The organism is Streptomyces sp. CB02366 (genome assembly GCF_001905905.1).
GTDB lineage: Bacteria > Actinomycetota > Actinomycetes > Streptomycetales > Streptomycetaceae > Streptomyces.
On record NZ_LIVT01000008.1, the window covers coordinates 47,847 to 59,606 of the forward strand.

Sequence of the window (11,760 nt, forward strand, 5' to 3'; positions counted from 1 at the left end):
GTTCGCCCGGGGTCGTTCACCCGGAGTGGTTCATGCGGTGGGTTCGTGCGGCCGCTCCGTCGCGGGCTCGCCCGCCGTGATCCGGACGCACTCCGCGACCGTCTCGCGCAGGCTCCCGGTCCGCGCCAGGACCTCGCGCTGGATCCGGGCGCCGTTCCCGCGCCGCTCCACGTCGGCCAGCGCCTTCTCCGCGGCCTCCAGGTCGCCGCTGTCCTTCAGCGCGTCCCGCACGTGGTCCATCAGGGCCCGCAGGACGTCGCCCACGGGCTCCGGCCGGAGGGTGACCGGATGGATCAGCCGGTCGTCCAGCCCCGAGCGGCCCGCCCGCCAGGAGGCCACCCGCAGCAGGCCCACGCTGACGTCCGGAGCGGGACGGCCGGACCGCCACTCCCGTGCGGCGGTCTCCACCAGGCCGCGTACCAGCGTGGCCAGCAGCACCGTGTCGGCCGGGTCCAGGCAGACGTCCGCGACCCTCACCTCCACGGTGGGGTACCGGTGCGAGAGGCGCGCGTCGAAATAGATCATCCCCTCGTCCCGGAGCACCCCGGTGGCGACCAGCGACCGCACCTCGGCGTGGTAGGCCGCGGCTGATCCGTGGACCCCCACCGGGCCCGACGACGGCCAGCGCCCCCATACCCGGCTGCGGTAGCTGCTGTAGCCGCTGTCCTTCCCCTGCCAGAACGGGGAGTTGGCGCTCAGGGCGAGCAGGACGGGCAGCCAGCACCGTATCCGGTCGAGTACGGCGACGCCCTCCTCGTCCGACTCCACCGACACATGGACGTGGCATCCGCAGGTCAGCTGCTCCTGGGCGGTCAGCCCGAAGTGCTCGGCCAGCCACCGGTACCGCTCGCCCGTGCCGATCTCGGGGCTGACCGGGAGCGGCGAGGTGGCCAGGGCCGCGACCGACGCTCCCGCCCCGGCGGCGTGCCGCACCGCTTCGGCACGCCAGCGGCGGACCGAGGCGCCCAGCTCCCCCATGTCCGAGCAGGGGTGTGTGGAGAATTCCAGTTGCTGGCGGTGCAGCTCCGACTCGAAGGCCGACTCCCCGACCGCTTCCTTCTCGGCGATCGCCAGCACCGCCGAGGACAGCGCCCTCGCCTCCCCGCTGGCCGCGTCGACCAGCAGAAGTTCTTCCTCTACGCCCACCGTACGGGCCACAGCGCCCTCCCCTTCGATGATCGACGACGCTCAGGCGGAGAGGACGGAGTCGTCCTCGGGCCGGGCGCCGGGCAACCGGTGGCGTGCGGCGACCAGAGCGCTGTCGACGTCCGCCGTGCCCGTGGACACGCAGAGCGTGTACGCCACGTCGTCCATGCGCTGACGCGCCTCCTCGCTGCCGTTGTCCGCGTGCAGGACGCGCAGCACCTCGTACTGCTCGACGAGGTTGCGCAGGACCGTGGGGTGGGCCATCAGCATGAGGGGTTCCTTCCGCCGGATTCGTCGGGTGACGCCAAGTGCCCGGATGGGGCAAGGCCCCGGGTACCCGCGCAGCGGCGAGCCACACACCGCGGGCGCCGCGCCGCCGTCCCCCACCGTGCGGCGGGGCCCGGGCTCCCCCGGGGCCGTACGCGGTGGCCGCGCCTCTCCCCCTCCCCGCCGGGCAGCCGATGCCGCACGGATCGGGTGACTGGTTCCCCGGGGAACGGGTACCCACCAGGGCGCATCACTCATCCCCGGCCACCCCGGGGCCGCACGGAAGGAAGCTCTCATGACCGACCGCAGGCCGGAAGGCGCCGCCTACACCGGAGCTGCCGGAAGCCCTCCTCCCGTACCGGCGGACATGCCGGACCAGCAGGCCCAGGAGGGCGAGGACGCTCTCGACATACCGATTCCGGACCGGGTGGCCCGCGAGGGCGACCCGGAGCTGGACGAGGCGGGGGCCGGCCGGGACGCGCCGCGCAACGCGGGCGCGCACCCCGAGGAGCACCCGGCTCCGGACGAGTCGACGGGCTGACCGTCCGGCTCACGCCCGCACGTGACGCACGGGGGCCCCGCCCGACCAGTGGTCGGGCGGGGCCCCCGTGCGTCACGTTCAGTGGTGTCCGCGCGCGGTGCTCGACGCGCCCGAGAACAGCCTGGCCACCGCCCGGAAGGGCAGGGTGACCACGGTGGCGACGGCTCCTCCGATGGACCGGAGTACGTCCGCGACGGCCTTCAGCATGGGTCTGCCCTCCGTTCTCGCTCCGGGGCTTCCCGAAGCGTTCGGTTCGAGGGTGACCGCGTACCCGTCCCGCGGCCCGCCAATCGAATCGTGCGCGACGGAGGACACGAGCGGCCCTCCCCCCGCGCGGCCTGCCGCCCGGCCGCCGTTTGTCGGGTTTCATCTCGGGGTACCCGCGCCGCGCCCCGGCGGCGAGGCCGGGACGCAGCGGCTGAGGAGGCGTGCGCATGAGCAGAGACGAACCGGTGCTGGGAACGGTCTCGACCCGGGTTCCCGCCCGGCTGGACCGGCTTCCCTGGTCGCGATGGCACTGGATGATCGTGGTCGGCCTCGGGACCGTGTGGATCCTCGACGGTCTGGAAGTGACCGTGGTGGGCAACATCGCCAGCCGGCTGTCCGAGGACGGCAGCGGCCTGGACATCACGGACGCCCAGGTCACCGGTATCGCGGCGGCGCTGTACGTGGCGGGAGCCTGCTCCGGGGCGCTGTTCTTCGGCCGTCTCACCGACCTCTACGGCCGCAAGAAGCTGTTCCTGGTGACGCTGGCCGTCTACCTCGGAGCCACCGCCATGACCGCGGTCTCCTTCTCGCCCTGGTGGTTCTTCCTCTTCCGCTTCCTCACCGGTTTCGGCATCGGCGGGGAGTACGCGGCCATCAACTCCGCCATCGACGAGCTGATCCCGAGCAAGTACCGGGGCCGGGTCGACCTCATCATCAACGGCAGTTACTGGTTCGGGGCGATGGGCGGGGCCCTGCTGTCGGTCCTCGCCCTGAACACGGACCTCTTCCCGAAGGACATCGGCTGGCGGCTGACGTTCGCGCTCGGCGTGGTGCTCGGCCTGGTCATCCTGCTCGTACGCCGTCATGTCCCGGAGAGTCCCCGGTGGATGTTCATCCACGGGCGGGGGGAAGCGGCGGAGCGCCTCGTGGACGAGGTGGAGCGCACGGTCGAGGAGGAGAAGGGCCGGCCCCTCCCGGAGGCCGCGACGGAGATCACCATCCGGCAGCGCCGGAGCATCGGGTTCATCGAGATCGGCCGGAGCGTCTTTCGGGACCATCCCCGGCGGGCCACGCTCGGCTTCGCCCTCTTCATCGGGCAGGCGTTCCTCTACAACGCCATCACCTTCGGGTTCGGGTCCATCATGGTGAAGTTCTTCGACGTCTCCAGCGGGACGACGGGGTACTTCTTCGCCGTCATCGCCTTCGGCAATTTCCTCGGCCCCCTCCTGCTCGGTCGTCTGTTCGACACCTGGGGGCGCCGTCCGATGATCGCGGGGACGTACATCCTGTCCGGGGTGCTGCTGTTCGCGACGGCGTGGCTGTTCGGGGCGGGGCTGCTGACCGCCACGACGATGACGCTGTGCTGGTGCGTGGTGCTCTTCTTCGCCTCGGCCGGGGCGAGTTCCGCCTATCTGACGGTCAGCGAGATCTTCCCGATGGAGACGCGCGCCATGTCGATCGCGTTCTTCTACGCCATCGGCACCGCGGCGGGCGGCATCTCGGGCCCCCTGCTGTTCGCGAGCCTGACCGAGAGCGGTGTGGTCTCCGACGCCGTCATCGCCTTCTGCGTGGGGGCTGCGCTGATGGTGGCGGCAGGCGTGGTGGCGGTCTTCTTCGCGGTGCCCGCCGAACAGCGGTCGCTGGAGGACATCGCCACTCCCCTGTCGGCCGTGGCGGCCGAAGGCGAGCGGGGGGAGGGCTCGGAGGGGCCCCGGGAGAGCGCCGGGGGCGGGGGCGAAGGCCCGTCCGGCGGGGGGCGCCCGCCCCGCTGACCCGCTCTTCCGTCGTGGGACGCGCCGGGGCCCCGGAACGATGGTGCGTTCCGGGGCCCCGGGGCCGGTCCACCCGGATCAGGCGGCGGTGATGTTCTCCGCCTGCGGGCCCTTCTGGCCCTGGGTGATGTCGAAGGTCACCGCCTGGCCTTCCTGGAGCTCACGGAAGCCGGAGGCGTTGATGTTGGAGTAGTGCGCGAAGACGTCCGGACCCCCGCCGTCCTGCGCGATGAAGCCGAAGCCCTTTTCCGAGTTGAACCACTTGACGGTTCCGCTGGCCATGCCTGTACCTCTCAGCAGTAAACGGATCCGCACCGTGCGGACCCGGAGGTGATCGCCCTGGTTCTCAGGCACTGCACAGCAAAACGCCCGCGCCAGGCGCGGGCAGGTACTGCGAACCACGACATCTGTCGGCGACGCTACACCGCGAGATCACTCCTCACCAGAGAGCAACGCCATTTTGCTGTGGATCACCCTCCCCGACACCGGCCCGTACCACCTCGGCGACACTCCGTTCACGGCGCCCGGGGCGCGGGCCGTCCCGCACGCCTACTGGATGAACCGGGGCAGCCAGCGGGCCTGGTAGTCGGGGTGGCCCGCGTATTCGGCGGCCAGCTGGCGTACGGCGAAGCCCAGGCCCACCGCGCGGCCGGAGCGGAAGTCCTCGGCCGGGCGGTCGGTGTCCAGGTCGGCCACCTCGACGTACTCGCCGAGCATGACCCGGTTGGTCTCGATGCGCTCCAGGGTCCGTGCGGGGTTCTGGAGCGCGATGTGCTGGTCGAAGCCCCGGCCCCGCACCGTGAACGCCACGCCGCCGGTGCGGTCGTGGACCTCGCCCGGCACGTCGGCCGGGCACCGCCATCGGTCTCCGCCGGCGGCCAGGGCGACCTGTTCCTCGTCGGCGAGCCGCGCCCGGACGAAGGCCACCATGTCTGCGTTGGCGCCCATGTGGATGCCGCTCCCTTGCGCTGATGAATCGCTGCACTCGCTACGGGGAGCATTCTGGTGGAACCGGCGCGACGTGATCCACCTCCGCATCCGGTTCACCCCACCGTGTCCCCCGCTCTCTCCCCGGCGGGCGGCGCCGCGCCGCCCTGGAGGCGGGCCAGGTCGTCGGGGCGCACCTGGATGACGAACAGGGCGACCAGGGCGGCGAGCACGGCGAAGCAGGCGGCGACCACGAAGGCGCTGGAGACGCCCGAGGCGAGGACCTGGTCGCCCCAGGGCGCGGGCAGTTCACCGGTCCTGCGGAACTCCAGGCGCTGGGCGGGGGTGCCCTCGCGGAGGAATTCCGGCACCTGGTCCCTCGCCTCGTTCCGGCTGGCCGTGCCGAACGTCGTGACCAGGATCGAGAGCCCCAGCGATCCGCCGACCTGCTGGGTGGCGTTGAGGACGCCGGAGGCGGCGCCGGCCTCCTTCGGGGCGACACCCGAGACCGCCATCAGGGTCAGCGACACGAACTGCATGCCCATGCCGAAGCCGAAGACGAGCATCGGTCCGAGGATCGAGCCGAGGTAGGAGCTGTGGACGTCGGTCAGCGTCAGCCAGCCGAGCCCGACGGCGGCCAGGAGCGCGCCCGCCACCATGAAGGGTTTCGGCCCCCACCGGGGCAGCAGCCGGGAGGCCAGGCCCGCGCTGACGGCGATGACGGCGCTCACCGGCAGGAAGGCGAGTCCGGCCCGCAGCGGACTGAAGTCGAGGACGTTCTGCACGAAGAGCGTCAGGAAGAAGAACATCCCGAACATCGCCGCGGCGAGGCTGAGCATCATCGCGTACGACCCGGCGCGGTTGCGGTCGCGGAACATCCACAGCGGCGTGATGGGCTGCTTCGAACCGTGCTCGACCAGGATGAACCCGGCGAGGAGGACCACGGCGGCGGCGAACGAGGCGAGGGTCAGCGCCTCGGTCCAGCCTTCCTCGGAGGCGCGGATGAAGCCGTAGACGAGCAGCACCATGCCGGCCGTCGACGTGAGCGCGCCGCTGATGTCGAAGCGGCCGGGGCGGCGTTCGGACTCGGGGATGTAGCGGGGGGTCGCGACGGCGATCAGCAGGCCGATGGGGATGTTGACGAACAGGACCCATCGCCAGTCCAGCCACTCCACCAACACCCCGCCGGCGAGCAGCCCGATCGCGCTGCCGCCCGCCGAGACGGCTGCGAACACCCCGAAGGCGCGGTTGCGTTCGGGGCCCTCGCGGAAGGTCGTGGTGATCAGCGACAGGGCGGTGGGCGAGGCGATCGCGCCGCCCACCCCCTGGAGGGAACGGGCCGCCAGCAACTGCCAGCCCTCCTGGGAGAGTCCGCCGAGCAGGGAGGCGAAGACGAAGAGGAGCACGCCGAAGACGAAGACCCGGCGGCGGCCGAGGATGTCGCCGAGCCGGCCGCCGAGCAGCAGCAGACCGCCGAAGGTCAGCGTGTAGGCGTTGACGACCCAGGACAGGTTCTCGGTGGAGAACCCGAGGTCCTTCTGCATGTGCGGCAGCGCGATGTTGACGATGGTGACGTCGAGCACCACCATCAGCTGGCACGAGGCGATGACCAGCAGTGCCAGTCCGCCGCGGTGCCGGTCGTGCGCCGTGGCCGGGGGTGTCGCGCGGGAGCCCGTCATGGTGGAGTTCGTCTTCCGTGCCGAGGGCGGTGCGCCGCGTACGCGCGGGCGCTCACCCGATCGACGGTAAGCCGGAACCGGAGCCCCCGCCATTCGGGCGACCGGCCGTCCGCACCCCCTCTCGTCTCACTGGAGCGCGTGCACGGCGGTGCGGAACACGGCGGGGGCCCGGTGGGCCGCGGCGACGATCAGCCGCCCCGAGGACGGGCGCCCTGCCGCGCCGAGCAGGGCTGCGGTGAGCCACCGGTGGCGCCGCGTGACCCGCGCCCAGCGGCGGGGGTAGTCCTCGGGCCGCCCGGCGGTCAGGCAGTCGACCGCGGCCGTCGCGGTGGCCGCGGCGAGGGCGACGCCCTCGCCGGTCAGGGCGTCCACGTAGCCCGCGGCGTCACCGACCAGCAGGACACGGCCGGCCCGCCGGTCGAGCGCCCGCTGGCGCAGCGGGCCGGCCCCCCGGACGGTGGTGGCGCCGGTCGTGCCCGCGAGCCGGGCCGCGAGGGCCGGGAAGGCCGCCAGGTGCTGGTCGTAGGGGCGGCGGTCGCGGCTCAGCACGGCCACGCCCACCAGGCGGTCGCCGACGGGGGTCACGTACGCCTCGCCGTACCGGGACCAGTGCACCTCGACGTGGTCGGTCCAGGGGGCGATCGGGTAGTGGCGGCGCAGGCCGTAGCGCCCGGGGCCGGGGGCGGGCCGGTCGAGGCCCAGGGTGCGGCGCAGCGGCGAGTGGAGGCCGTCGGCCGCGATGAGCCAGCGTGCGGTGAGCCCGGCGGCGGTGACGGAGCGCTCGTCCTGCCGGACCCCGTGCACCTTGGCGGGGACGACGCGTACACCGAGGGCGGCGGCCCGTTCGCGCAGGGCGTCGTGGAGGTCGGTGCGGCGCACGCCCGCGCCGGGGGCGCCACGGAAGGCCGCCTCCGCGCTGCGGTGTCCGTCGGTGTAGCGGATACCGCGCAGTTCCCGGCCCCCGACCCGCACGCCGAGGTCGCGCAGGGCCGCGACGCCGCCGGGCATGATGCCCTCGCCGCACGCCTTGTCGACGGGGGCGGCTCGGGGTTCGACCACCACGGCCTCCAGCCCCGCCGACGCGGCCCGGATCGCGGCGGCCAGTCCGGCGGGTCCGCCGCCCGCGACCAGGACGTCGATCACGCCCGGGCCTCCACGGCCGGGAGGCGCGCGAGCGCCCCGTCCTCGCACCGGATCCGTACGGCCATGAGCGCGGCGTTCAGGGCGGTGAACACGAGGGCGGTCGTCCACGCGCCGTGGACCAGCGGCAGGGCGATCCCCTCGGCGGCGACGGCGACGTAGTTGGGGTGGTTCAGCCACCGGTAGGGGCCGCCGGCGGCCTTGGGCAGGCCGGGGACCACGATGACCCGCGTGTTCCAGCGGGGGCCGAGGGTGCGGACGCACCACCAGCGCAGCCCCTGGGCGGCCAGGACGACGGCCGCCATCGCCCAGCCGAGCACGGGCGGGAAGGGGCGTTCCGCGAACCGGGCCTCCGCCAGGCAGCCGACGAGGAGCGCGGTGTGCAGCGCGACCATCGCCGGGTAGTGCCCGCGCCCCGATTCGACGCCACCCCGGGCCAGGCTCCAGCGGGTGTTGCGGCGGGCCACGACGAGTTCGGCGAGGCGCTCGGCGGCGACGGCCAGCACCAGGAGGGTGTACCAGGTCATACGGGCTTCCGTTCGGGGGCGGGGTCTTCGCTGACGGGGCCGGGGCACGGGTCCGGGGCGCACGTTTCGGCGCGGGGCGCCGTACTACCAGCGCAGCAGAACCAGTTCGCAGCAGAACCCCGGGCCCATGGCCAGCAGCAGTCCGGGGGTGCCCGGCTCCGGGCGGCGCTGTTCGATGGTGTCCCGCAGGACGTGGAGGACCGAGGAGGAGGAGAGGTTGCCGGTGCCGGCCAGCGACCGCCAGGTGAGGTCGAGCGCTCCCTCCCGCAGGTCGAGGACCTCGGTCACCGTCTCCAGCACCCTGGGGCCGCCCGGGTGGCAGACCCAGTGGGCCACGTCCTTCGGTTTGAGGCCGTGCTCGTCGAGGAACTCCCGTACGTCGTCGGCGAGATACCGGCGCACGACGTCGGGCACGGCCGGATCGAGGACGACGCGGAAGCCGGTGGCGCCGATGTCCCAGCCCATGACGTGCTCGGTGTCCGGGTACATCCGGCTGCGGGTGGCCACGATCTCCGGTCCGGCGACGGCCCGGCGCCCGCCGAGGGCGACCAACGCCGCCGCGCCGTCGCCGAACAGGGCGGTCGCCACCAGGTTGGCGGGCGACGCGTCGTGCCGCTGGAAGGTGAGGGAGCACAGCTCGACCGAGAGCAGGACGGCCACCTCGTCGGGGCGGCCGAGGAGGTAGTCGTGCAGCCGGGCCGTCCCGGCGGCTCCGGCGACGCAGCCGAGGCCGAAGACGGGCAGCCGTTTGACGTCGGAGCGCATGCCGAGGCGGGCCACCAGCCGGGCGTCCACCGAGGGGGCGGCGATGCCGGTGACGGAGGTGAACATCAGCAGGTCCACATCGGTGGGCCGCAGCCCGGCCGCCCGCAGCGCCCCGCGCACGGCCCGGGCGCCCAGGTCGACGGCGGACCGGATGAACACGTCGTTGGCGGAACCGAACCCGTCGAGGCCGCGGTAGCCGTCCAGGGGCAGCACGGTGTGCCGGGTACGGACCCGGGCGTTCGCGTGGAGCCGGTCCAGGACGCGGCGGTCCGCTCCGGGCGGCAGGCAGGTGCGGGCCACCATGTCGGTGATCTCCGACTGGGTGTGACGGTGGGGCGGCAGGGCCCCGTGGACCGCGGCGATGCGGGTCATCCTGCCTCCTGCTTCGGTGGCGTCATGCCCTCATCCTGCCCGCAAAGAGTGATGAATCGACGCAAAAGACCCGCCAGGTCGCCGCATTGACGGGCCGTAGGGCCTCTACCATCGCCCGATGGACGCCACGGACAGGGTGAGCCCGGCCGGCCCCGCCACGCCCGAAGCCGCCACGGGCGCTCCGCCGACGAGGGCCGCGGGCCCGGCCGGGGCGGGCCGGCGAACCCGGCTCACGGGTCTGGCGGCGGCGTGCCACCCGGGGCCCGCACTGGCGGTGACCGCCCTCGCCTGCGCCCTCGCCCTCGGCTCCGGCCTCGGCGGCCCCCGTGCCGCCCTGGTCACGGCGGCGGTGCTGACCGGCCAGCTCTCGGTGGGCTGGTGCAACGACGCGCACGACGCCCGCCGTGACGCGCGGGCCGGACGCCGGGGGAAGCCCGCCTCGGACGGCACGGTGGGGCCGGGCGCCGTGTGGGCGGCGGCGGGGGGCGCGTTCGCCCTGTGCGTACCGCTGTCGCTGGCGTGCGGCGCCCTCGCGGGTACGGTGCACCTCGCCGCGGTCGCGGCCGCCTGGCTCTACAACCTGCGGCTCAAGGGGACCGCCCTGTCCTGGCTCCCGTACGTCATCGGGTTCGGCGCGCTTCCCGCCGCCGTGGCGCTCTCCCTCCCCGGGGAGCCCTGGCCCCGGTGGTGGACGGTGGCGGCGGGGGCCCTGCTCGGATTCGCCGCGCACCTGGCCGACACCCTGCCGGACATCGCGGCGGACGAGGCCGCGGGAATCAGAGGGCTCCCCCATCGGCTGGGCGCCGCGAGGGTCCGGCTGCTGCTGCCGCTGCCGCTCCTCGCCGCCACGGCGGTGCTGGTGTTCGGACCGCCGGGACCGGTGGGCGCCGGGGACGGGGTGGCGCTCGCCCTGGCCGGGGCGACGGCGATCGCGGGTCCGGGGTTCGGCGGGCGGTGGCGCAAGGCCGCGCTGGGCGGGGCGGTGGCCGTGGCGGCGGTGGACGTGGTGCTGCTGCTGACCCGGGGTGCGGCCCAGATCTGAACAGGAAGCCTGCCGGGACCCGGATCCGGAGGGGGCGCGGCTCCGGGAAGCAGCGGGCCGGGGCCGCTCTCCACGCCCGGGCTCTCGCTCTCGCCGCCTTCGGGGTGCTGTCGCCCCTGCGGCCCCCGTCGCCCCGGCGGAGCGGAAGAGGTTCTCCTGCCGGCCGCGTGGTGCGTCACGAACTGCCCGGGGCCTCTTCCCGGTACGCCCGAGGGGCCCCGGACCGAAGGGGGTTCCTTCGGTCCGGGGCCCCTCGGGGCTGTGGCGCGGAAGGATCAGTAGGCGCCGAAGACGTTGTCGATCGAGCCGTACCGGTCGGCCGCGTAGTTGCACGCGGCCGTGATGTTGGCGACCGGGTCGTAGCTGTCGGTCGAGGTGCCGGGCACGTGGTACGCCTGGAACGTCGGGTCGATGACCTGGAGCAGCCCCTTGGACGGGGTGCCCTTGACCGCGTTGGAGTCCCAGTTGTTGATCGCGGCCGGGTTGCCCGAGGACTCGCGCATGATGTTGCGGTGGATGCCCTCGTAGGTGCCGGGGATGCCCTGCTCGGCCATGATCGCGAGCGATTCCCGGATCCAGCCGTCGAGGTCGTTCGTGTACGCGACCGCCTTCTCGCCGATGGCCGGGGCGGTGTTCGCCACGGGCGCGGCGTTGACGCGCTCGGAGCGGTCGGCGCGGTCCGCGGAGCCGCCGCGAGCGGCGGCGGAATCCTTCGGGGCCGTGCCGTCCGCCGCCTTGGCGGACGCGCCACCGAGGGTCAGCTTGATTCCCGGCTGAATGAGATCGGGATTCTCACCGATGATCTTCCGGTTGCCTTCGTACAGCTTCTCCCAACCGCCGCTCACGGAATGCTCGCGGGCGATCTTGGAAAGGGTTTCGCCGGCCTTCACGGAATGCTGGGAGGACACGGCCTGCGCGGCGGAATTCACCTGCGTGGACACAGCGGCGGGGGCTACGGCCGCTTGCGGAGCGGACGGCGCGGGAGCGGCGAAGGCGCTGGTGGCGCCGATCACCGGGAGGGCGAGAACGGCTCCACCGGCGGTCACGGCGGCGAGGCCGCGACGCAGCGAGACGACCTGGGGACGGCGGTGCTTACCCTGTGCGGGCATGGGGTTTTCCTCTCCGGCGCCTACGAGGTGAGCTGTCGGGTTCAGACGGGAGATGTCTGGCCGCACAGTCGTGCGACTTCACCCCGAGCCGTTCCGGTCACGGATCGGCGACTTACCTGGTTCCCCCGCTCCTGCCGTACGTGAGTGGGTTGCGGATTCCCGGACGGCGGCAGGATTCGGCGTTCCATCCGGATTGACGGTGACCGTAGGCGAGAAACATCGGGGCGAACAAGTCCCGCATTCCGCATTCCCTTTTCTCCGCATGA

Annotated in this window: 13 protein-coding genes and 1 riboswitch; of the genes, 3 read left to right on the plus strand and 10 right to left on the minus strand. The window is 73.4% G+C overall.

The window, feature by feature from the left end; genetic code table 11:
• Nucleotides 1-30: 30 nt before the first annotated feature.
• Both AMK24_RS22385 and AMK24_RS22390 read right to left on the minus strand, forming a co-directional pair.
• Complete coding sequence (locus AMK24_RS22385; RefSeq protein ID WP_073770627.1) at nucleotides 31-1,158, minus strand: glutamate--cysteine ligase 2; 1,128 nt, start codon at nucleotides 1,156-1,158, stop codon at nucleotides 31-33.
• A 30-nt stretch (nucleotides 1,159-1,188) separates the two neighbouring features.
• On the minus strand, nucleotides 1,189-1,416 hold the full coding sequence (locus AMK24_RS22390) for a DUF5133 domain-containing protein (RefSeq protein ID WP_073770628.1): 228 nt from the start codon (nucleotides 1,414-1,416) through the stop codon (nucleotides 1,189-1,191).
• A 292-nt stretch (nucleotides 1,417-1,708) separates the two neighbouring features.
• Between AMK24_RS22390 and AMK24_RS22395 the strand changes: the two genes are divergently transcribed.
• The gene (locus AMK24_RS22395) at nucleotides 1,709-1,954 is read left to right on the plus strand and encodes a hypothetical protein (protein WP_073770629.1); all 246 of its coding nucleotides are present in this window, start codon (nucleotides 1,709-1,711) and stop codon (nucleotides 1,952-1,954) included.
• Between the two features lie 78 nt (nucleotides 1,955-2,032).
• Here the strand turns inward: AMK24_RS22395 and AMK24_RS35225 are convergent, their stop codons facing one another.
• Nucleotides 2,033-2,161, minus strand: coding sequence for an LPFR motif small protein (locus AMK24_RS35225; protein WP_267489257.1), 129 nt, complete (start codon nucleotides 2,159-2,161; stop codon nucleotides 2,033-2,035).
• A 227-nt stretch (nucleotides 2,162-2,388) separates the two neighbouring features.
• On the opposite strand from AMK24_RS35225, the gene AMK24_RS22400 reads away from it, so the two are divergent.
• Nucleotides 2,389-3,933 carry an MFS transporter gene (locus AMK24_RS22400; RefSeq protein ID WP_073770630.1) on the plus strand — a complete coding sequence of 515 codons (1,545 nt, stop codon included), beginning with the start codon at nucleotides 2,389-2,391 and terminating at the stop codon, nucleotides 3,931-3,933.
• A 78-nt stretch (nucleotides 3,934-4,011) separates the two neighbouring features.
• Here AMK24_RS22400 and AMK24_RS22405 read toward each other — a convergent pair whose 3' ends face one another.
• From AMK24_RS22405 to AMK24_RS22430, 6 genes are all read right to left on the minus strand, one after another.
• Entirely contained in the window at nucleotides 4,012-4,215 is a 204-nt protein-coding gene (locus AMK24_RS22405; protein WP_030188562.1) for a cold-shock protein, read from the minus strand.
• A 267-nt stretch (nucleotides 4,216-4,482) separates the two neighbouring features.
• A complete protein-coding gene (locus AMK24_RS22410; protein ID WP_073770631.1) occupies nucleotides 4,483-4,881 on the minus strand; it encodes a DUF6221 family protein in 399 nt (132 codons plus the stop codon).
• A 95-nt stretch (nucleotides 4,882-4,976) separates the two neighbouring features.
• On the minus strand, nucleotides 4,977-6,539 hold the full coding sequence (locus AMK24_RS22415; protein ID WP_073770632.1) for an MFS transporter: 1,563 nt from the start codon (nucleotides 6,537-6,539) through the stop codon (nucleotides 4,977-4,979).
• A gap of 126 nt (nucleotides 6,540-6,665) precedes the next feature.
• Nucleotides 6,666-7,682: an NAD(P)/FAD-dependent oxidoreductase gene (locus AMK24_RS22420; protein WP_073770633.1), complete on the minus strand. Its 1,017-nt coding sequence runs from the start codon at nucleotides 7,680-7,682 to the stop codon at nucleotides 6,666-6,668.
• Nucleotides 7,679-8,206: an isoprenylcysteine carboxyl methyltransferase family protein gene (locus AMK24_RS22425; RefSeq protein WP_073770634.1), complete on the minus strand. Its 528-nt coding sequence runs from the start codon at nucleotides 8,204-8,206 to the stop codon at nucleotides 7,679-7,681. The genes AMK24_RS22420 and AMK24_RS22425 overlap by 4 nt, the downstream gene beginning before the upstream one ends.
• Before the next feature lie 84 nt (nucleotides 8,207-8,290).
• A complete protein-coding gene (locus AMK24_RS22430) occupies nucleotides 8,291-9,343 on the minus strand; it encodes a type III polyketide synthase (protein WP_073770635.1) in 1,053 nt (350 codons plus the stop codon).
• Between the two features lie 118 nt (nucleotides 9,344-9,461).
• On the opposite strand from AMK24_RS22430, the gene AMK24_RS22435 reads away from it, so the two are divergent.
• Nucleotides 9,462-10,385, plus strand: a complete 924-nt coding sequence (locus tag AMK24_RS22435) for a UbiA family prenyltransferase (RefSeq protein ID WP_073770636.1) — start codon at nucleotides 9,462-9,464, stop codon at nucleotides 10,383-10,385.
• A gap of 275 nt (nucleotides 10,386-10,660) precedes the next feature.
• On the opposite strand, the gene AMK24_RS22440 is transcribed toward AMK24_RS22435, so the two are convergent.
• A complete protein-coding gene (locus AMK24_RS22440) occupies nucleotides 10,661-11,494 on the minus strand; it encodes a transglycosylase SLT domain-containing protein (protein WP_073770637.1) in 834 nt (277 codons plus the stop codon).
• A 2-nt stretch (nucleotides 11,495-11,496) separates the two neighbouring features.
• Nucleotides 11,497-11,655: riboswitch (cyclic di-AMP (ydaO/yuaA leader) on the minus strand.
• Nucleotides 11,656-11,760: the final 105 nt, after the last annotated feature.

Bases quoted from the DNA above. Each gene is read 5' to 3' on its own strand.
- AMK24_RS22410 (WP_073770631.1), bottom strand. From the start codon at position 4,881: ATGGGCGCCAACGCAGACATGGTGGCCTTCGTCCGGGCGCGGCTCGCC.
- AMK24_RS35225 (WP_267489257.1), bottom strand. From the start codon at position 2,161: ATGCTGAAGGCCGTCGCGGACGTACTCCGGTCCATCGGAGGAGCCGTC.
- AMK24_RS22400 (WP_073770630.1), top strand. From the start codon at position 2,389: ATGAGCAGAGACGAACCGGTGCTGGGAACGGTCTCGACCCGGGTTCCC.
- AMK24_RS22440 (WP_073770637.1), bottom strand. From the start codon at position 11,494: ATGCCCGCACAGGGTAAGCACCGCCGTCCCCAGGTCGTCTCGCTGCGT.
- AMK24_RS22415 (WP_073770632.1), bottom strand. From the start codon at position 6,539: ATGACGGGCTCCCGCGCGACACCCCCGGCCACGGCGCACGACCGGCAC.
- AMK24_RS22395 (WP_073770629.1), top strand. From the start codon at position 1,709: ATGACCGACCGCAGGCCGGAAGGCGCCGCCTACACCGGAGCTGCCGGA.
- AMK24_RS22435 (WP_073770636.1), top strand. From the start codon at position 9,462: ATGGACGCCACGGACAGGGTGAGCCCGGCCGGCCCCGCCACGCCCGAA.
- AMK24_RS22405 (WP_030188562.1), bottom strand. From the start codon at position 4,215: ATGGCCAGCGGAACCGTCAAGTGGTTCAACTCGGAAAAGGGCTTCGGC.
- AMK24_RS22430 (WP_073770635.1), bottom strand. From the start codon at position 9,343: ATGACCCGCATCGCCGCGGTCCACGGGGCCCTGCCGCCCCACCGTCAC.
- AMK24_RS22425 (WP_073770634.1), bottom strand. From the start codon at position 8,206: ATGACCTGGTACACCCTCCTGGTGCTGGCCGTCGCCGCCGAGCGCCTC.
- AMK24_RS22390 (WP_073770628.1), bottom strand. From the start codon at position 1,416: ATGCTGATGGCCCACCCCACGGTCCTGCGCAACCTCGTCGAGCAGTAC.